22 protein-coding genes are annotated in these 20612 nt (G+C 38.3%); 13 read left to right on the top strand and 9 right to left on the bottom strand.

The features are described from left to right. Positions 1-14: 14 nt before the first annotated feature. Positions 15-983 carry a LacI family DNA-binding transcriptional regulator gene (locus tag P4V41_RS17285; RefSeq protein ID WP_328086420.1) on the bottom strand — a complete coding sequence of 323 codons (969 nt, stop codon included), beginning with the start codon at positions 981-983 and terminating at the stop codon, positions 15-17. 55 nt (positions 984-1038) lie between these two features. Next, positions 1039-4383, bottom strand: a complete 3345-nt coding sequence (locus P4V41_RS17280) for a GH36-type glycosyl hydrolase domain-containing protein (RefSeq protein WP_328086419.1) — start codon at positions 4381-4383, stop codon at positions 1039-1041. Between the two features lie 403 nt (positions 4384-4786). Between P4V41_RS17280 and P4V41_RS17275 the strand changes: the two genes are divergently transcribed. The 3 genes from P4V41_RS17275 to P4V41_RS17265 all read left to right on the top strand — a co-directional run bounded on the left by P4V41_RS17275 (position 4787) and on the right by P4V41_RS17265 (position 7869). Next, positions 4787-6037 carry a sugar ABC transporter substrate-binding protein gene (locus P4V41_RS17275; protein WP_328086418.1) on the top strand — a complete coding sequence of 417 codons (1251 nt, stop codon included), beginning with the start codon at positions 4787-4789 and terminating at the stop codon, positions 6035-6037. Positions 6038-6125: 88 nt separating this feature from the next. Next, positions 6126-7010, top strand: coding sequence for a sugar ABC transporter permease (locus tag P4V41_RS17270; RefSeq protein WP_328086417.1), 885 nt, complete (start codon positions 6126-6128; stop codon positions 7008-7010). A gap of 16 nt (positions 7011-7026) precedes the next feature. Then, positions 7027-7869: a carbohydrate ABC transporter permease gene (locus P4V41_RS17265; protein ID WP_137790287.1), complete on the top strand. Its 843-nt coding sequence runs from the start codon at positions 7027-7029 to the stop codon at positions 7867-7869. 53 nt (positions 7870-7922) lie between these two features. Here the strand turns inward: P4V41_RS17265 and P4V41_RS17260 are convergent, their stop codons facing one another. From P4V41_RS17260 to P4V41_RS17250, 3 genes are all read right to left on the bottom strand, one after another. Continuing rightward, positions 7923-8120, bottom strand: coding sequence for a hypothetical protein (locus P4V41_RS17260; protein WP_328086414.1), 198 nt, complete (start codon positions 8118-8120; stop codon positions 7923-7925). A gap of 148 nt (positions 8121-8268) precedes the next feature. Next, the gene (locus P4V41_RS17255; RefSeq protein WP_328086413.1) at positions 8269-9894 is read right to left on the bottom strand and encodes an acyl-CoA dehydrogenase family protein; all 1626 of its coding nucleotides are present in this window, start codon (positions 9892-9894) and stop codon (positions 8269-8271) included. 387 nt (positions 9895-10281) lie between these two features. Beyond that, positions 10282-11634 carry a glucoamylase family protein gene (locus tag P4V41_RS17250; protein WP_328086412.1) on the bottom strand — a complete coding sequence of 451 codons (1353 nt, stop codon included), beginning with the start codon at positions 11632-11634 and terminating at the stop codon, positions 10282-10284. A 254-nt stretch (positions 11635-11888) separates the two neighbouring features. On the opposite strand from P4V41_RS17250, the gene P4V41_RS17245 reads away from it, so the two are divergent. The 7 genes from P4V41_RS17245 (at position 11889) to P4V41_RS17215 (ending at position 16079) form a co-directional block, all read left to right on the top strand. Beyond that, the gene (locus P4V41_RS17245; protein WP_328086410.1) at positions 11889-12026 is read left to right on the top strand and encodes a hypothetical protein; all 138 of its coding nucleotides are present in this window, start codon (positions 11889-11891) and stop codon (positions 12024-12026) included. 131 nt (positions 12027-12157) lie between these two features. Further along, positions 12158-12367, top strand: coding sequence for an effector binding domain-containing protein (locus P4V41_RS17240; protein ID WP_328086409.1), 210 nt, complete (start codon positions 12158-12160; stop codon positions 12365-12367). 15 nt (positions 12368-12382) lie between these two features. Beyond that, on the top strand, positions 12383-12976 hold the full coding sequence (locus P4V41_RS17235; protein WP_328086408.1) for an alpha/beta hydrolase: 594 nt from the start codon (positions 12383-12385) through the stop codon (positions 12974-12976). Positions 12977-13022: 46 nt separating this feature from the next. Next, the gene (locus P4V41_RS17230; RefSeq protein ID WP_328086407.1) at positions 13023-13538 is read left to right on the top strand and encodes a DinB family protein; all 516 of its coding nucleotides are present in this window, start codon (positions 13023-13025) and stop codon (positions 13536-13538) included. Between the two features lie 120 nt (positions 13539-13658). Beyond that, on the top strand, positions 13659-14612 hold the full coding sequence (locus P4V41_RS17225) for an ABC transporter permease subunit (RefSeq protein WP_328086406.1): 954 nt from the start codon (positions 13659-13661) through the stop codon (positions 14610-14612). Between the two features lies 1 nt (position 14613). Further along, complete coding sequence (locus tag P4V41_RS17220) at positions 14614-15642, top strand: hypothetical protein (protein ID WP_328086405.1); 1029 nt, start codon at positions 14614-14616, stop codon at positions 15640-15642. Between the two features lie 107 nt (positions 15643-15749). Further along, positions 15750-16079 carry a hypothetical protein gene (locus tag P4V41_RS17215; RefSeq protein WP_328086404.1) on the top strand — a complete coding sequence of 110 codons (330 nt, stop codon included), beginning with the start codon at positions 15750-15752 and terminating at the stop codon, positions 16077-16079. 46 nt (positions 16080-16125) lie between these two features. Here the strand turns inward: P4V41_RS17215 and hmpA are convergent, their stop codons facing one another. The 3 genes from hmpA to P4V41_RS17200 form a co-directional block, all read right to left on the bottom strand. Further along, entirely contained in the window at positions 16126-17337 is a 1212-nt protein-coding gene (gene hmpA, locus P4V41_RS17210; protein ID WP_328086402.1) for an NO-inducible flavohemoprotein, read from the bottom strand. Between the two features lie 109 nt (positions 17338-17446). After that, positions 17447-17950 (bottom strand): hypothetical protein, encoded by a 504-nt coding sequence (locus tag P4V41_RS17205; protein ID WP_328086401.1) that lies wholly within the window; start codon positions 17948-17950, stop codon positions 17447-17449. 18 nt (positions 17951-17968) lie between these two features. Further along, a complete protein-coding gene (locus tag P4V41_RS17200; protein WP_328086400.1) occupies positions 17969-18415 on the bottom strand; it encodes a hypothetical protein in 447 nt (148 codons plus the stop codon). 181 nt (positions 18416-18596) lie between these two features. Between P4V41_RS17200 and P4V41_RS17195 the strand changes: the two genes are divergently transcribed. Beyond that, the gene (locus P4V41_RS17195) at positions 18597-19448 is read left to right on the top strand and encodes an alpha/beta hydrolase (protein ID WP_328086595.1); all 852 of its coding nucleotides are present in this window, start codon (positions 18597-18599) and stop codon (positions 19446-19448) included. After that, entirely contained in the window at positions 19445-19822 is a 378-nt protein-coding gene (locus tag P4V41_RS17190) for a DUF1428 family protein (RefSeq protein ID WP_328086399.1), read from the top strand. The genes P4V41_RS17195 and P4V41_RS17190 overlap by 4 nt, the downstream gene beginning before the upstream one ends. Before the next feature lie 62 nt (positions 19823-19884). Here the strand turns inward: P4V41_RS17190 and P4V41_RS17185 are convergent, their stop codons facing one another. Continuing rightward, positions 19885-20331, bottom strand: coding sequence for a DUF4385 domain-containing protein (locus P4V41_RS17185; protein ID WP_328086398.1), 447 nt, complete (start codon positions 20329-20331; stop codon positions 19885-19887). 67 nt (positions 20332-20398) lie between these two features. Here P4V41_RS17185 and P4V41_RS17180 point away from each other — a divergent pair. Further along, positions 20399-20612: hypothetical protein (locus tag P4V41_RS17180; protein ID WP_328086397.1), on the top strand; the 214-nt coding region annotated here is incomplete at its 3' end.

The following is a 20612-nucleotide window of genomic DNA, read 5'->3' as shown; positions in this document are numbered from 1 at the left end:
CTCCTCTTTCTAGTTTACCGTTTTCGAACAGAATCTCCTTCGATCAGGCTTACGTTGATTCGTTCATGTTCCGGACTTTGCTTTTTTTGTATTAAATTCAAAAGAAGTTCTGAGGCTAGTGCTCCCCATTTATGCTTTGAATAGTTGATGGTTGCAAGTCTCGGTTGAATATATTGAGACACTTCAATATTATCAAAACCGATAATATGAACATCTTCACCAATACGTAGATTTGTCCGGCTGAAATAGTTATACATTCCAATCGCCATCTCATCATTCAAACAAAACACACCAACAGGCTCTGTAAAGTCTTGATGAATTTTCTTTGCTGCTTCTTCTCCTGATAGCTTGTTAAAATCACCATCGATTTCGATGTAATCGATATGCGAATAGCGTTGCACCGCTTTCTGTACAGCTTCTAACCGCTGCCTCGCATCAAATGAGATATCGGGCCCTTTTACAACACAAATCTTTCGATGGCCTTTTTCAGCTAGATAATCAATCGCGAGTGTCGCACCAGCTTTATTATCAAGCAGAACTTGAGAGATGTTCGGATGATCCATTCTTCGATCCATCACGACCAGCTTATGACCTCGTTCTGCATGACTTAACAATTCTTTCGTTTCATATGTGGCATCAAGTATGATGGCTCCATCGATCATGCGCTCAGGAAGAAAGCGATGCGATTCTTTTCCACTGCATACGATTAGCTCATAGCCGTTCTCGCTTAAGGTCTCCATCATTCCCTGCAGAAGCTGGCCATAAAAAGCACCACTGTAGTTTGTTAAATAGATGCCTATGATTTTAGTTTCTCTTTTTTTTAAAGAACGAGCGGCGGCGCTTGGAATATAATTTAGTTCTTTAGCGATTGCCAGAATTCGTGCTGATGTTTCCTTCGTAACTTTCGGACTTCCGTTCAAGGCATAGGAGACCGTGGAAATGGAAACACCTGCTTGCTTTGCAATGTCTTTAATACTTACCAACGAACTTCTCTCCTATCTCTCTTGTTGCAAACGTTTCCTTTATTATAACGAATGGTTATGAATAAATCTCTACGGTATTCACGTCTGCTGACAATTTATTTACAAATTCATTTCGATTCACGCTGACTCCACCATTTCGGTAGATGTTTTGATATGTGTTGCACTCCACTTCTTGACCATTAACGATGAGTCGATTACTTTTCCCACCGCGATCTCGGAATACCATTTTAACAGGTTTGCCGTCGATCATATATTGCAATTCTAGACCATTCATTTCTTCTGTTAATACAGGATCAATGATTAAATTTTCCCCTTGTGGGCGAATACCTAAACAATTTGAGATTAACTGGTTCATGTATATTCCAGGACCAGATGAATAGATTCTCCATCCACCTTTTACCTTTGCCTTACCATCTTTCAGTTCGCCAAACCGTTTCTCTGCTTCATAACGGGTTTTAAAATCACCATCAGAACTTGAAAAGTAGGCGTTACTCTGACGACGCTCTGCATTTGGAACTTTCTCTTGAATCATAACAGGATTGATTTTCTCTAGTCCGCTCCACACTTCTTCTTTTTTACCTAGCTTTGCCATCGCTTCAACAAAACGAATGTGAGCATGAACATATTGTAGACCAATCTCACGTCCAAAGTTCGATGCTTGTTCAGCACGTTTAAAATGCGTACTCACACCCCCTTTATAGTGAGCAGGCTTGTCCATCAACCTTACACCATCTGGACAATAAAATTTATCCATAATCAGATCAAGGTGCTGTTCAGCCTGTTCCGGTGTTGACAATTCAGCGATCATACTGCGCGTCATGGGCAATAGACGATAGTTGATACCCGTCGTGTTATCACTAGGATGAAGCATAAGTTTTGGCGATTTTGGATCCTCCATGTAAACAAATCCAGGGATTACATCCGTGCTTAACATATGTTCTTGGTAATCTGTCTTAATGTTTTTAGCTAGCTCGCCTAGTTTAGCAGCCTCTACTTCGTCCACATGCTGTAATTGTTGTGAGAACTGAGTCATGACTTGATACGTTAACGCAACCGTCCATGAACTCACCATGTACTTTTTAAGCTGTGGATTCGCAGGTTGAAGCGTATCATCCCAATCACCGTCTCCATATGAGGAAAGGTGCGTATCATGCAAAAAGTTCTCTTTCATGTAGCGGATCTGTTTTTGAATATGCTGCAATAATGTTTCTTTTTTCTCAGTAAAGTTAAAATCACGGTTAGACGTGTAAGGAACTTCCACACGTAAAATATCAAAATCATTCGTAGCTGCAAGGTAATCAGTCACTAACTTCAGTGGCCATACGATGATATCTCCATGTGAATCATCTTGCTGAATTTTGAAATATTGATCAAACATGAACCATTGTGGCCAGTTCCCTGTTTCGTCAAATTGATGAGAATATACAGTAAGCAAGATTTCTTTTACTGCATCATAATGCTGAGTTGCTAAGAAGTATTCAGCTGGCCCTTGGCAAACATCACGCGTTCCCCAAGCAGCGCCACCATATTGCTCTAGACCATGCGGAACAGAATAATGAATAAGCATGTTATGGGTATACCAATGAGCTAAGGCGTTCATCTTCTGAAGCTCGTGTGTCTCGACTCCATCCTTAGTCAAACGGAATCCACGGTTCGTGTTTTGTATAAATGAACGGTAACGCTCGATTTCCGTTTCAATCGTCTTACTTGTAAATGGTATCTTCTTTCCATCAATCAATCCTTGATGAGAAATGCTCCACTCATTTGTTGGTTCTAGATCGCAAACCACAAGAGAAGCAGATCCACTATCCATGTTATCACCAAAAATTGTCTCATCAGTTACGTTCCACTCTGCACCAGTTAATTTCATTCGATAACTTAAATTTTCATACGTTTTTGCACTGTCAGAAGCAGCATCAGCGAAGAACGAAAGAACTCCATCTTCTTTTTGCATCTTAAATGGCACTTCGTATTCTTGATTGTTCAAGGATACCTGGTTCGTTACAACAAATCGGTATGATTTGCCGCTCAGAGCCTTAACATGCAGCTCAACTTCAGGGGTATCAACCGTTGTGTAGTTTGTGATGATGAACGTCTCATCTTCGGTTTTATAGAACCAACGTGTATAGTTGAAGCCCATCTCGAACAAGGACGGCATCGTTAATAGTTTCAGCTTCCCATCTAACTCAACATAGATTCGTTGACCAGATGTTTTCATCACATTCAACGCATTACGTGCATTCGTCATCATCTTATGAAAAGAAGTGTTTCCTACTACTAATTGCGAATTAAAGATTCCGTACATATAAGAAGTAGTCGTAATCGTGTCCTCTTTTAATGACACGTTATCTCCCGTAACGAGAATATGTCCATGAGGTCGCTCAACGATTCTTTCTTTTTCTTTTAAAACGATATGCTCATAGGTAGGAGTAAAAAAGGATAAAAGTTTGTCACCTTCATATTCTTCTAAAATTCGCTCTGGGAAAAGAGTTTCCACTTCTTCCATATGAAGATCCACTGTTTTTAACGTTCCATCAAACTGTTCATTACGACTGATCTTTTCAAGTGTAGTCGTTTCCTTTTGTAGTTGACCTTGAACTTCATTCCAAGTGGCATTTATCTCATCCTTAAAATCAATGGACGAAACAGCTTCCTGATGATTCTCTTTAAAACATCCATAAAAATTAATGTGATGTTTACCATCAAGTTCAAGTCGTTCTGATTGAAGAGCTATATAAGCAAATTCGTATTGATACACTTCACTCTCTAGATCTTCCTTGTAAAGTGCCTGTGGAACATCTGTCTCTTTATAAGAAGTACCAAAGAATTGAAAACCATCCGTTGTATAGCCAACAGATTTCGTTAACGATCCTTGTTGCAGGTAAGGAAAGGCTTTGCCATTGGGCTGGTTTTGACGAGAACATAGTACATAGCCCAGCTTCTTATCTTCAAAAACTGCATGATCTACATACTGAGCAATGAATGCTTCGTTTGTTCGAACAGCACCTATGTGAGCAAGACCCACGTCTTGGCCATAAATAATATCAGCTTTATCAGCCCTTCCTTCGAGTTCAACATCCCAAAACCAGATACCGCTTTCTCTTAATGAAAAAGTGACTACATAAGAAATGTCTTGAAATGTACCCTTCCAAAAAACCTGATTCTCATTATATGAAACGGTGCTGTTAGATCTACTACCTAGAAGAGGGGTCACCTGAATACCCTCCTTGTTAAAGACACGTAAATAAAGATTGTTTAAAGAGCCATCGATCGGATTACTCATCCATTGGTTGATCATCGTATCATGGTGGGAAGCTTTATAGATATCACCAGTACTTAAGAACTCAAATACAAAATCACCAGCTTTAATCGTGATGTTCCCTTTCGTTAATGTTGTCATCGTCTATCCCTCAATTCTTTTTATTTGCTGTGTTTAACTGACTTAATGAATACATTGCTTGTTGGTATATCCTGTTGAAAGAAGCATGAAATTTTCTTCTTCTCTTTTATAAATGAAAGCATTTTATCGAAACGTTTCAATTATATTCAAGAGAGTCCATAGGTTTTTTAATCTCATAACTTCAAATTCTCCCTGCCCTTATGGAACAAAGAAAAACGTATATAAAACCTTATGTTTCCATCAAATTATGGAAGGAAATCTCTTTTTGAAAATTCCATGTTGTAAACGATTACAACTTGAATTATAATGTGCTTATCGAAACGTTTCAACAATAATCTCAAAGAAAATTCGGGAATAATAAAAATTGAATTGCTTTTACAAGCAAATTTTAGGGGGAACTTACATGAAAAAACGTTGGTTTAAAAAATCAATGGTTACGTCAATGGTTGGTGCACTTGTCTTATCTGGCGTATTAGCTGGCTGCTCTTCAGGTTCAGAAGACGGAAAAACGACAATTACAGTTTGGGGAATGGGTGAAGAAGCAAAATCACTTCCTAAGATCGCTGAAGAATTTGAAAAAGAAAATCCTAAGATTGATGTTAAAGTTCAAGCCCTTCCTTGGGATCAAGCACACGATAAACTATTAACAGCTGTTGCTTCTAAGAAAGGACCTGATGTTGTTCAGATGGGGACAACTTGGATTCCAGAGTTTGCATCAGCTGGAGCATTAAAAGATTTAACACCTCATGTTAAAGATTACCCGGAACTAGATCCAAAACATTTCTTTGAAGGTTCTGTTGAAACGACAAAGTTTGAAGACAAAATGGTTGGTGTACCTTGGTACGTAGATACTCGCCTACTTTATTATCGTACAGACCTGCTTGAGAAAGCTGGATTCAGTGAAGCTCCAAAAACGTGGGACGAGTTAAAGGAAGCAGCTGATAAGCTAGCTGACCGAGGAAAAGGGAAATATGGAATTTCAATTGATGCTAAAGAACAAAGCTTGTCCTTTATGTTTGCACGCCAAAACGGTGCTGAACTGTTAGGACCAAATAATGAGCCTATATTCAATGAACCAAAATTCGTTGAGGCGGTTGAATACTTGAACAGCTTCTATGAAAGCGGAGCAGCTCCAAAAGAAGAACTAGGAATGGACATCGTTCAAGGTTTCCGTGGAGATGGAATCCTGCCAATGTTTATCAGTGGTCCATGGATGATTAAATTAATCAACGACCAAGCTCCTGAGCTTAAAGGTAAATGGGGTACGGCTGTTCTTCCAGCAAAAGAAAATAACATTTCTGCTCTAGGTGGATCTAACCTTTCTGTATTCGAACATACAAAACATGAAAAAGAAGCGTTAAAATTCGCAGCCTATATGAGTAAACCTGAGACACAACTAAAATGGATGGAGATGACGAATTCCCTTCCGGCAACACAAAAAGCATGGGAAGACGAATCTCTTACTGGAAATGAATTTTACAAAGCATTTGGTGAACAAATGGAAGCTTCACAACCAATGCCTGTAATTAAGCAATGGGAAGAAATCGCTCAATCTTACTTGAAGAGTTTTGAGAAGATCTACAGAGGCGGAGCAGATGTTCAGAAGGAATTAGATAACTTCGACAAAAAAGCTGAAGAGATCTTAAAGAAATAAATCCTGTTGATCACGGGTATAACGAGCAGGTTATCCTGCTCGTTACCTTTTTATCATCAACACGGGTAACGATGAAGGATGTGAAAACATGAAAAGCTATTCAAAAACGACTCCTTACCTCTTCATTGGACCAGCGCTTCTTTTATTGGCTTTATTCTCTCTTTTTCCCATTGTTCTTGCATTGGTGATTAGTTTTACAGATATTGACCTAGCTGGGCTTGCAGACTATTCAAATATTAGCTTTATTGGAATCGAAAACTATATAAATATCCTTAAAGATCCTATTTTTCTAAAATCGATCGGTAACACTGTCTTTTATGTCGTATTTGGTGTTCCTCTCGTTATCGCATGTTCACTTGGTATCGCTCTTTTGATCAACTTCGGTACAGCGCGTATCTTCAAGGCTTTTCGTCTTGTTTTTTATATGCCTTCTATCACAAACGTTGTAGCAGTAGCTGTTGTGTGGACGTATCTATACAACCCACAGTTCGGTCTGTTCAACTATCTGCTCGGTCTTGTAGGTATTCCTGCTATACCATGGTTACAGGACCCAACGATCGCCAAAGGATCATTGATCGCTTTAGCCGTTTGGCGCGCGATTGGTGTAAATATGATAATCTTCTTAGCTGCTTTACAAGGTATTCCGAAAACGTATTATGAAGCAGCTCAATTAGACGGTGCAAACAACTGGAAACAGCTTACGAAGATTACGATTCCACTTCTTCGTTACGCCATTTTTTTCGTATCAATCACAACGATGATCGGATGGATTCAATTCTTTGAAGAACCATTTGTAATGACGAACGGCGGACCGCTTGATAGTACAACATCTGTTGCCCTGTTCATCTACCGCAACGGATTCCAGTTAAGCAACTTTGGTTATGCCGCTGCAGGATCATTTGTCCTGTTTGTAACAATCATCATCATCACAATGATTCAGTTCCGATTACAGAAGAAAGATACCGACATTTAGAACGTGAGGTGAGAACATGAAATCAAAAGTATCTGATGCAAAAAAGGCATATAAAATGCAGCAATGGATCGCAGGAATCGTCTTAACGCTTGGCGGACTTTTAGTAGCCATCCCTTTTATTTGGATGATCCTTTCTGCCTTCAAACCTGAAAGTGAAGTCCTTCAGCTCACACCGACTCTGTGGCCTGAAACCTTTACAACGGAGAATTTCGTTTACCTGTTTGAGAACATGAACTTTGGTGTTTATTTGCGAAATACGATCATCATCGTCCTCTGTTCTTTCGTCGGACTTTTCTTTAATGCGATGGCTGGATACGCGTTTGCGAAGTACAAGTTTAAAGGAAGAGAAAAGCTTTTCTATCTTGTCCTAGCAACAATGATGATTCCAGGGCAAGTAACGATGATCCCTGTTTATTTAATCTTAAACCAGATGGGCTTGACGAACACGATGGCGGGTGTCGTTCTACCAGGATTAGTTGGTGCATTCAGCATCTTCTTATTCCGCCAGTTCATGTCGACGATCCCAGACGAACTGCTTGAGGCTGCTCGTCTAGATGGGGCGAGTGAGTTCCGTGTATTTATGCAACTCGTTCTACCTATATCTAAACCGATCATGGCCGTTCAAGGAATTTTAACGTTTATCGCGGGTTGGAACAGCTTCTTATGGCCGTTAATCATCGCGAATGACGAAAGCTTGTACACGTTGTCTGTTGGGTTAAGCCTTCTAAAAGGGCAATACGGAGGAAACTTCGCGTTGCAGATGGCAGGATCAACGTTCATGGTTGTTCCGATCGTCATCATTTTCATCATCTTCCAAAAACACATTATTGAAGGCTATACGATTTCAGGAATGAAATAGGACTAACGTTTAAGAACCCTCGATTCGAATTTGTAATCGAAGGTTCTTATTTTTTAAGTGTCTACTTTTTCTAGCCTGGTTTTCTTTCTATAATAGAGATGGATGAGAATAGCTAAGAAAAGACCTGAAGCATAAACAATATCATTCATCATGCTGTCGAAATAATAAACTTTTGAAAGGATAGAGTACAAGAATAGGCTCACCGTTAATAGTAAAAAAGTGTTTAGTCTTTTCTCCGATGTTTTCGTCATAATACCTCCTCTACAATGATTGAATTAAATGAATATTTGTCGAAAAGCCTATAAATTAATTTGAGGGACTATAAATATTTTTAACGGCCTATAAAATTTCTTGAAGGACTATAAATCTAAAACTACGGCCTATAAAACAAAAAAGTTATTAATATGCACCTTGCAACACTTCTTCCCTTGCTACTGACTGATAAGCTTTGAAAAATTCATCACAAAACGTGTCCCATTCATCCGCCGATTGAATAGATAGCTCACTAATTTCCCCACAGACAGGCTTTTCCATGAGTTCTGTAAGCTGTTCTGAAAATCGTTGTATGATTTTATCAGAAGCACCTTGCAAAACACTTTTCACAAATTCAGAAGCCGGATACCATTCTAAAACCCTTTCTAAATCACGATAAATTTGCGTTAACAATAAATTTCGAGGTCCTTCCCATTGCTCGTTGACGACAACATCACGGAAAATACGAGGCAATGATGAGAACTCCTCCATCACTCCATGACCACCAAAAATAGAAATGGCATCTCTTAGTACCTCTGCCCCCTCATTCGTTGCACAGATTTTTTGTAGAAGGATAAGCTCTCTTAGATTAAATAACTCTTTTCTGAGTTCTAATTGTTGATCCTTAGGTATCCCGGGGTTCAACGGCTTATCAAGTTTCATAAAAAGATCATATATCTTAAATGCACCTGCAGTCGTTCTTTCCGCAGATTCCTCAATCTTTAATAGTGTTCTTGCGGATAGTGGATAATCCTTTACCTTCTTTCCAAAAACAGTTCGGAAGTCTCCATAAAGTTTTGCCTCTCTAGACGCCCGTAGCATAAAACCAGCACAAGCGATGCCAATTTCAAGTCGAGATAGTGTAAGCACAATTCCTGCGGCGACAGCAATACCCTTTCCAGCCGGACCTATAGGATAGGCGAGTGCACCATTGTACTGAATTTCACCTGTTGGAAGTTCGGCTGTACCCATCTTCCATTTGATGCGGTTGATCTCGTAGCCATTTCTCTTTTCTTTCTGCTTATCGCCAGGCAACCATGAAGGAACAATAAACGTTGAGATTTTATCAGACCCCATGATTTTTGCCGTAACGACTGAGTAATCTGCATGCGCTACAGAACAGAAGAACTTATTGCCGTACAGACGATAATGTTGGCCGTCAGGAACAGCTTCTAAAACATTCGCTGGCAGATCCGATCCGCCTTGGATCTCTGACATAAATTGAGCGCCAATCGCAAAATCTCCATCAAGCCCTTCTTTTGTATGTTGTAAGATTTTCTGAAGTTCAGGATATTTCGAGTCAGGGTATTCCTCGAGTAAGGCAATTAAACCAATCGTACATGTTAACGGACAAGCAATCCCAGCCTCTCCTAGCTGATGAATTAACATCCTCTTCACAAAGCTTTCCCATGTATGCATGTTTTCTGAAAAGAGTCCCTCCCCAAATACTTCTTTCTCAAGGAGATATAATTCATGAGGTCGAACGATTCGATCAATGCGGTTATTAAACGCGTCGTAATGAAGCAGGTAAGGTCGGACTTCTGGCCGTGCATTGTGCTCAGCTAACCTATTCCATTTTAAAGAAACGACGGGAGAAAAAGATAAGACGGCATTATGTATTTTGTCAAAGTCTCTTTCAACAAATTTCTTTACCGCCTTCTGCAAAAAAGGATTTTCGCAGTACCAATCGATGTTTTCGCGCTTTTGAAGAAATTCATTAAAAGTATAAGTACCACTTTCTTTTACTGCTGAATCTAATGAAGTTTTCTTCATGAACTTTCAACTCCTTAGGTTATTGACAAAACGTTATTTTCAGAATTCATCATAGGTATATAGGTAGCACTGATGTTTTTACTCCACTATGAATTATTGCAGCTAGGTAAATAACATGCACAACTGTCATAGATAGAGTTCCACACAAAAATACTAGACCCTTCTATCTATCGTTTACGGTACGTGTTTTTATTTTTATTACACATTCGCCGCTAAATGGTTTCTTTTCACCGATATACATCACCGTTTCACTGATAAATTCATACTTATCACCTATGAATTCCTGGTCACCACCTCTAACTCCCTCAACTCCATCCGAAAGCAACAAAACTACCTAGATCCAATAAAAAACACCCTCATCCACATGGAATCAGGTGCTACATACAATTATTGAATTGAAAACTTTTCTTTTTTCAACAGACCCTCTGGTTTCTTACCTATTGGATCTTGGTGGAAGTAATCGCGAATAACACCATCTTTTAGATAGTTAGCGATCGATACCATAATCATTCCTTGATCTAGCGCGAGATATGCTTTGGCGATCTCGCCTGTTTCCACGTTTACAGAATCATAGAATCCGTACTTGCTATACGTATTGAGCTCTTTCAATGCTTTAATGTTTTTTCGAACAGCTTTTGGATCATAATCTAACGCTAGAAATGATGCATGAGCCGTTACGGTCGCACCATCTTTGTATCCTGAAGTTCCGAGTGGTGTTGCTGCGAACTCACTGTAACCAGCTGGTGTTGCAGATGGAGAGAAGCCCCATGCTTTATATCCTTTTTCTTCTGCAAAAGCTTGCTGTAATTCAACATGACGCTTGTTGTTCAGCCCAAGCGCATTCTTTCCAAGTTCTACCTCATTCAAGACGATACCAGGCATAAGGCTTTCGAACATGCTTCCGCCCCAGCTTGGAACGAATTTTACACCTTTATATTCATAATGACCTTCGAAAACAGAAACGCCATCATATTCATGAGTTTCACCTTCTGGAATCTGAGCTTGCCAGTCCCATTCTTTTGGCATCGTACGGTACATTTTCCACCAGTGCTCACTTGGCACATCGCCTTTACCAATTGAGATATAACTTGCTACACGTGGTTCTGTATTAAACAACCCATAATGATGATCCGTAAGCTTTCCTTGTGCAACATCGTATCCACCTCGGAATTGTCCTACTTCTGGATCATATAGAGTCGTATAATTCATGTTTTCAACGAGCTTACTCGTTTGTGGATTAAGCTCATCATAAGCTTGTCCAACTACAATTAATCCTGCAGAAAGCCAGCCATTATCCACTTGAGAGATGAATTGTCCCCAATCCTTTTTAACGGAACCATCTTTTGTGTTATACCAGTTGTAGTATAAGCCATTCCACTTTTCTAAACCTTCAAGTGTATTTAATGTTACTTGTATGCGTTTTACCGCTTCCTTTTTAGAGATGATACCTAATTCTTGAGCGGAAATCGTACTCATCATATACATTCCAATGTTTGTAGGAGATGTGTGTGTTGCGTCTTTTTTGCCTTCTGCTGTATATCGAGTTTCATCATAAGTTAAACCTGTTTTTGGATCGGTATGATCTTGATAAAACTTATAAGTCTTTTTAGCGATAGCTTTCAATTCCATTTGAAAAGCATTATCTTTTCCTCTATCAGTTGCGGATGCAGAGGTTGTTACAAATACATTTGCAATCAAACTGAACATCAATACAAAGCTTATGATTTTACTTGTTTTCATGGATTCATTGCTCCTCTCGTACTTAGAAATGGTGAATCGAAACGTTTCACCAATAGTTTAACACGTTTAAACGAAATTAATAAGGAGCATCCTGCCTTTTGCGTCAAAGGTTGTATGCGCTTTCATAACAAACAGTATAAAGGTAGGGGAAAACTGATAATAACAGGAAATTAATTAGCTTTATTAGGAAAATAAAGGATAATTATTTCTTTTGCGAGAAGAAGTAGTGATTAATCAAATAAGGAGTTTTTGCTATGCATAAGAAAACGCTTCTTGAAACACCAGTAATAATAGAACGGAATGAAATAAAGTTAGTTGGAATAAGGGTTCTATGTGAGGGAGATCAATACATTCACGAAATCCCTAAAGCTTCAGTTGCACTGAAATCATAATTACAGTCCATTCAGCATGTTGTGAATCCTTCAAAGCAAATAGGTGCGTTTCTTGTTGATGCACATACAAAACAAGAAGATGGATACTGGGTTTGTGTTGAAGTAGAAAAACATGAAATATTCCAGGCGGCATGGTGAACTTAACCATACCACCTCAAAAATATGCAGTAACAAAACATATAGAAAGAAACGATGAAATTAAAAACAGCTATGAAATATTGCACAAGTGGATTCAAAAGAATGGACACGTTAGACTTATTAGTAATTGGCACATCGAGATTTTCAATAATTTTAATGATGTAGATCAATTAGAAATTGAATTGTACGATACCATCCAATAAAAGTGGGGTTAGAGTATGCAAGAAAAATCTCGATCAGTACTAGGCTACAACCGGATGAAAATTCCTTATGTTATACAAAGTAGTGCAGAAAATCCAAAAGGGTTAGCTATCATGCTTCCTGGTATAGGTTATACCGTTAAATCGCCACTGTTTCATTTTTCTTCAGGAGCTTTTTTAAACAAAGAATATGATGTATTGCATGTAAACTATCCTTATTATTCAATAGATTACGAAAATTTCAGCTTTGAAGAAATCACCTCTGCACTTATTAATGATGTATCCACAGTGTTAAATGAAGTGGTAAATCACACAATCTATAAATCTTATTACGTGTTAGGAAAATCCTTTGGCACTATGGCCATTCCTACTGCTTTAGATATATTACCTATCGAAAACACGAAAGCGGTTTGGCTAACACCTCGTCTAATCGATCTATCTGTTTATCAAACGTTAAGAGCGTGTAAACAAGACGGTCTTTGCGTAATCGGTGATAAAGATCCCTTTTATGACGTAGTAAAGATGAATAACATCATACTTAATCCATCGATAGAATGTATGATTCCTACGAATGCAAACCATGCACTTGAAGTGGACAACGATATCCTATAAAAAGACTGGATAACTTTATCTCGCTTAAAAACGGAGAATTAAAAACATGAACTTTAAACAAAATGAAGCTATCGAAATTCTAGAACGTACGCCTACCGTTTTGACACACTTATTATCTGGACTCTCTTATGAATGGTTGAATAGTAATGAGGGTGGGGATTCGTGGAATTCTGTTGAAGTTGTCGCTCACTTGATCGAATGCGAAAAGAGTAATTGGATACCACGTATTTACAGCATACTTTCAAGCCATGAGAATGAGTCCCTTCCACACTATGATCGATTCTCTCACTTAGGAAAAGAAACAGGTATTGAAGAACTGCTGCGTGAATTTTTGCAGTGCCGCCAACAAAGCTTATACCAATTAGGGACTTTTAATATTAGTTCCTTCGATTTAAACAAAACGGGACTACACCCTGAGTTTGGCTCTATTACCCTACAACAATTACTCTCAACCTGGGCCGTTCATGATCTTACACACATCAACCAGATTACTAGGGTTCTGGCTAAGCGTTATGATTTGGACGTTGGTCCATGGAAAACATTTTTAAGCATACTAAAATAACGTTCCCCCAGTGGGAGCTTTTTTTTTATTTCCATAAAGGAAAATAATGGATGGTGTCGAATGATTATAGTTAACTATATTAGATAAAATATAGATAGAGAGATTTAGGGGGAAAATTTTATGTATTTACTTGTCCTTCGGCGCATTATTTATTTTTTGATGCCGATCGCCGGTGTTTTTTTCATTGGTGCGCTTCCTTTCCTTTTCTTCAGCAATGTTCAAGGTATTGAAGCTGTAGCTCGTTTGCTAGACTCTGGCGCACTTGATAATGCACTTTTTTTAAACCAGGATTTAGGATTATTTTTCAAACCTTATTTTGATAAGATATGGGATTTATTCATAAATCTCGTAACGTTTTCAAACGTAACTTTTTATGAATATCAACAAGAAAAGTTACTATTCCCGACTATTTTGAAACCTTATTCTTATTCTATAAAACTAGTGTTAGCAGCATTTCTTCTAGCTATCGTATCATCTATCTTCCTAGCTCTTATCATCAAGATCTTGCCTGATCGTATTCAAAAAGGAATTCGCTTCTTGTTTTTTTCACTAGAGTCTTTACCTGATATTTTTATAGTTGTTATCATTCAATATAGTATGATTTTGTATGTTAGAAATACGGGAAATCTTTTATTCCCGATCGTACATAGCGATCAAAATCCTAGCTATTTTTTACCGATTTTTTGTTTGAGCATCTTGCCTACTCTTTTCTTAATAAGAACATTACTGTTTTTACTCGATGATGAAGATTCAAAAACGTATGTAGAATTTGCGCGCGCAAAAGGAATACGATATGCGCTTATCCTTTATATTCATATGTTAAGAAATTCGCTTTTAAGTCTGTTTTATTATTCAAAAAACGTGTACTGGTTACTAATCTCTACACTTTTTATGGTCGAGACTATTATGGCAATTCCCGGTATCACTGATTTCATGCTAGATAACGGACCTACAACACCGGACGTCATAACAGTTAGTGTTTTGCTCATGTTCGTTCCTTTTTATCTATTATTTACACTTTCCTCTTATATTTTGGAGTATAAGCTAGGACGTACTGATGAGGAGGTGGCGTAGGATGTCTGTATGGAGAAGTCCGTTATTTTTAAGTGGTTTTCTAATTATTGTTACCCTGTTTTTTGGAAGCATCATCTATTCACATTTTGTACCTAATGAAAAACAGCCAGTTATGCAAATTAGATTTGATGAACAAAAACAACCTATTGATTCAGCCCCACTCGCTCCTTATAAAGAAATGCCATTTGGTACTGATCGCTTTGGTGTCAGCATGCTACACAAGGTGATCGATGGAGCAAAATATACATTAGGATTTGCATTCTTAATCGCGTTCGCTCGTCTATTCTTCGGAACGTTGTTAGGATTATTCTTGAGTCAGCTACCAAAATCTGTACTTCGGATATCAAGCAAACTCTTTGAATCTTTTTATTATGCACCAGCAACCATTGTCGCTTATTTACTGATCTATCCTGTTCTCCAAATCTTCACTTGGTCAGTTCCAAAAGAGCAACAAACGATTTTCTCTTTGCTGATTCTCATAGTAATCGCGGTTCCTACCGTGATGGTAACGGTAGCCAATGAAACGTCAAAGTTTTTAGAGAATGAATTTATCTCCTCCGTTAACGTACTCGGGGGAGGAAGAATTCACAAGCTTCGCAAACACGTATTACCTTACTTGAAACCGCGATTAAGTATTCTATACAGTCAGCAGCTAATCGCAACACTTTTACTTGCTGCACACCTTGGTATTTTACAAGTTTTTATTGGTGGTACTGACTTTATTACACTCGATCCACTAGAAAATAATACCGTGCCTGTTGCTATGATCAACGAATGGTCGAGTATGATCGGTGCCAACTACTATCAGATTCGTGGTGATCGCTGGATCGTATTTGCACCACTCGCTGGATTTGCCATAACCATTCTCGCGTTGAACTTTATGGTTGAAGCGATGAAACGTCAATATCTTGAAAAAGGTGCCTACACGAAACGAAGTCGAAAAGTAAGGAAGATAAAAGCTCCTGTACAAGTTAAGAAATTGTCTCAAGAACAGTTTGATAGGATTATGAAGACAGGGACTGATCATTAATGAATAAGAATGACTCGATAAGGCGAAGACTTACCTTATCGAGTTTTTTTTAAATTTGGTATGTTTTTCGTTCGTCATGAATAAAGGAATAAAAAGGAGTGAAACATTTGAGTGAAGCAGACCTTAACGTAATCTTTTATACCTTGTTTCTTCTACTCGGATTACCAATCAGTTATAAATATGCAAAGTTTACGGTATCACATACGGGTATGGTTCTTCCCCACTTCTTTGTCAGTTTAATGCTTAACTTATGTATAGGTACAGTTGGTATTGTGGGGTGGATCTTTTTTTCTGTAAGAATCTCTAGAGCATTCACCATCGGAGGCATCTATTTAGGTGCTTGGATCGTTTCAATAAGTCTAGTAGCCTTGTTGGTCCTTCTCTTATTTAAACGGAAATCAATGATACAAAGCTTTCACTATCCTTCTTCTAGATAACAAAACACCTTCCTCGTTCACACGTTCAGGAAGGTGTTTTGCTTCTTTATGCCTTGATACTTTCCTTTTCGAAATCAGAGGCTGGGCCAAAGAACTCAAAATGAATGTTTTCTTTTGGTACATTCAACTTCTGAAGAGCTGTATTTATCCCTCTCATAAATGGAATCGGGCCACAGAAATAGTAGTCTGCATCTTCTTTTAAAGGTAAGATCTCCTTCAACCAAGCCTGATCGATGTATCCCCTCTTTGTGTAGCCTAAATCTTCATCTAACGGACTTTCATACACAAAATGTGTAGTGATATGATTTGAAGCTTCTGCAATTTCTTTAACTTCATTCTTTAACGCGTGTGTTTGGCCGTTAATCGCAGCATGAACAAATGTGATCTCTCGTTCTGGCTGTTCACTTGCTACAGTTTTCAGCATGCTTACGATAGGAGTTAGCCCCACACCACCACTAATAAGTACAACGTGCTTTTCACTGTTTGTATTTAAATAAAAGTCACCTGCTGGAGCGCTTAAATAAAGGATGTCTCCTTCTCCCACACTCTCATGCAAATAAACAGAAACAATTCCGTCCACTGCATTCCTACCACTTTCTTTTTTAACAGAAATGCGATAGCTGCTTTTTCCTGGAGCGTCAGACAAGCTGTATTGTCTGATATGTGTGTTTTCCTGACCTGGGATATCCATTTTGACACTCACGTATTGGCCTGGCTTATATTTTGCAAGCGGCTTTTCATCTTGTGGCCTTAAATAGAAGGACGTGATTACTGAACTTTCTTCTACTTTATCTGTAACAACAAAAGGTCTAAATCCTTTCCAATCCGCATCACCATACATGTTACGTTCAATACCGATAAAGACTTCTGCAATCACACCATACGCTTCTGCCCAAGCATTGATAATCTCTTCTGTTGCAGCATCACCAAGAACATCTTTAATAGCAAGAAGCAGGTTTTCACCGACAACAGGATAATGTTCTGGCTTAACCCCCAAGCTCCGATGTTTATGGGCGATTCCTTTTACAACTGGAATAATGGTTTCAAGCTTATCAATATTAGCTGCTGCTGCGTATACAGCGTTTGCTAATGCAGCTTGCTGACGCCCTTTTTTCTGGTTTGCATGGTTAAAGATATTCAAAAGCTCAGGGTGCTTCTGAAACAGCATTTCATAAAAACGAGAAGTGATTGCCTCTCCGTGTACTTGCAGAACAGGTACGGTTGACTTAATAATTTCAATGGTTTTTTGCTGTAACATGTCAATTCCCCCTTATATTCTTCTTACAACTCTATCGTAAAAGAATGTTAAAAGAGAATGTGTGATTTGAATCACTTTTCCTTAGGATGTTTTGTGAACATAAATAGTGCTATTTTCTTAGCCACATTTCTGCTTTTTGCTTCATTTCCTCCTGAAGACCGGCAGAATTTTTCGTGTCATCTAATGCTTTTCCTGCGTATTCTCTCGGAAAGATTTTATACAATGAGCGTTTAAAGTCAGCTCCATCCCGTGGTTCCTTATAATGTGAGACCACATACTCGCCGTCTTCACTCCTGAGTTTAACTACAACAGGAACGGAATGGCCAGGCTGACCCTCCGCTTTCGTTTTCTCGTTAAAACCCAAATACAACGAATAAAGATAGACGGATGTCACTCCTCCTGTTTCTTTCGCTCCATAGATCTTGTGAACTTCAAACTGTTTATCGGTTTCAGGATATACTCCATCATAATGTTGGATGATATAATCCGAGATCAACTCATTCATTTCAGAAGTCACTTTTACTTCATTAGAAGAGTTGAATGAAGCGCATCCAGATAATAAGAAAAGCAGAATCAAAGTAATAAACGTTATTCTCTTTTGACACTGTAACATCAAACTCCCCGCTTTCTTTTACGTTAGATCTTGCCCCCATAATGATTGTAAAAGAATCATGTATAAAGTAAGCAACACAGAAATGATTATAAAGATAACAGAAATGAATCGATAATTATCCACTTTAGAGAGCGTGATTCCAAAAACAGTCATAGCTAGTATCGTTGCTGCGTAATAAACAAAAAACATAGGATAAAATGTTAAAGGACCTAAAAACAACCCTAAAGAAGCAAACTGTATAGAAAAAGCTAAGATTGAAAATAAAACCCACTTCTCTTTCCCTTTTGCTTTCACTGCACCAAATAAGGAAAACAGTCCAGCTCCTAATACCAAAATGACTAATGCCCATTCATAGAGAAAGAACAAATTTTCATGATCTACTGCAAAATAATAACCGACCATTAATACTGGAAATATAACAAGCAGTAGTAACGAACTTCGCTTTACATATTGGTTGCTATCCACTTAACACTCCCCCTTATATAACTTCACACCATCATATTACCATTTAATGGTTTGTTTTTTACGCAATTCTTTTCAAACTATTCAAACGATTTTATAATAATATGATACTATTGAAAGATACAAAACTTCACTAAGTGAATGAAACGGGATTATTATGGAGTTATCAGGAGTTGGCAAAGTGATGAGAAGGTCTTTGATCACCTACAAAGAAAAAATAGTCCACCTTACAGAATGGGGTGAAGCTCACAATCCTACCATTGTTTGCTTACACGGATTAGGAAGTACGAGCCTTAGCTTTCTAGAAGTAGCTGAGGAATTACAGAAGAATTTTAGAATCATTGCGTTCGATGCTCCGGGACACGGGAGATCTGAACCCTTTGACACGCCTATAGATTATGAGATGCCTAGACTTGTTGAATGGTTACATGGTTTGTTAGATACGTTAAATGTAAGCGATTTCTATCTCTTATCCCATTCATGGGGAAGTTTTCTAGCTCTTCACTATTTGGTTCGTTATCCTGAACACATTTTGGATACGATCTTAATCGATGGCGGCTATCAAACAAAGCGTATCTGGTCTTCCTCTTTAGAAGAAGAGATGAATTATTACGAAAAAGATTTTGATGAGTACGTGTTTGATTCTTGGAATGACTTTTTTCTAGCAGAAAAAGAAAACTATTTGATGTGGTCACCGTTAAAAGATATCGCAGTTCAAGATCTTGGTGTCGAAAGAGAAGGTAAAGTTTGTTGGCATGCTAAAGGTGAAACTGCCCGTCATATCATTCGTGGCATGCATCTCGACGAAACCGAAGACATCTATCACCTTCTTCCATCAGGTATCACTTTACTTGTCGCCACCGTACCAGAGCGATTGTCTGAAATAAGGTTACAGACCGCTGAAACGTTTAGAAAGAACGCAAACGGTGAACTACATATCGTGCCAAACACGACACACTTGTTGCACTGGGACAACCCCCGCGTTGTAATCGATATAGTTCTATCAAAATGGCTAAAAAAATCGGAGGTTAAATGATGGCATACCTACTCGTCTATTTTTATAAATTAAAACCTGAAGTGAAAGAGAAGTTTCTTGAAATATCATCTAGATCGAACAAAAAATTTCAAGAATACGGAGGTGTAACAGAACAGATTTTCAAATTATCCACATCACCCAAAAATTATGGCTTCTCCTCTATTTCTGAAAAACTCCAAGTTGATGAAGGTGAAGAACTCTGGATTGGCCTTCTTCGTTTCCAATCTGAAGAACATGCACGCATGACGATGGAGGACTTCGACCAGGATCCAGAGATGAAGGAACGACTAGACGAATTTGTCACACATGTAGCACCACTTGAAAAGTTAGTTTTTGGCGAGTTTGTTTCTGAAACTGAGGTAGTGACCGTATAGAGAACGACCAGCGCTATAATGAAGATAAATAAAAAATGCATCTCCTTGCTACAAGGAGATGCTTACCCAAATTCTTTTTGATGTGCTTTTTTCATCTTCAAATATTCTTTATCTGTTCGCGCTAATTTCCACTTCTCCTCAAAGATCGCCGCTGACTTTGCTTTAACCGGATCAATCTTCCTCTTATTTACTTTACCTTCCTCATTATATTTCCTGCCACCTTTATAATTCGTGTAACGCCTTGCGCGTGTATATCCCATCTGAAGAAACTTCCTCGCCATATCCGCTCCAACAAAGTCTTTGTTTTTCTTATATTCTAGAAACTGTTCATATATTTTCTTAGAAGACTTTTCAGCTTCTTCTGGGGTCTTAAAACGCCAGTGCGGTAAGATCTCACTCTTATAAGGTTCCACTAATAATACTCCCTGCTCACCACGTCCTACACGATACTTTTCAGGATGTTTTCGAAAATCGATATTATCAAAGTCAAGATTATAATCAAAAGCCATTTCCTTCCCTCCTTTTTGTTATCGTTACCCTAAAAGGAAGAAGTCAAAAATAAAGAGTGTTTTCATATTGTTGCTTTTGATAGTAGTTGCTTCCCCTTCAGGTTGCTCGCTTTCCACAGGGCGAACGGTGGGCTTCGCCTGGAACGGAGATCAACACTTCCAAAAGCAACAAAGTATACGAAAAAAACCTTTAGATAACAACAAAAATAAAAAAGAATTTGGTATAAGAAAAAAATCCGCTGTTTCTTTAAAGAAACAACGGATCTCAGAACGTAGACAAA

This window comes from Fictibacillus nanhaiensis (assembly GCF_036213205.1).
Classification (GTDB): domain Bacteria; phylum Bacillota; class Bacilli; order Bacillales; family Fictibacillaceae; genus Fictibacillus; species Fictibacillus nanhaiensis_E.
Note: the sequence above shows the minus strand (reverse complement) of the source record. Positions and strands in the feature narration are given on the sequence as shown.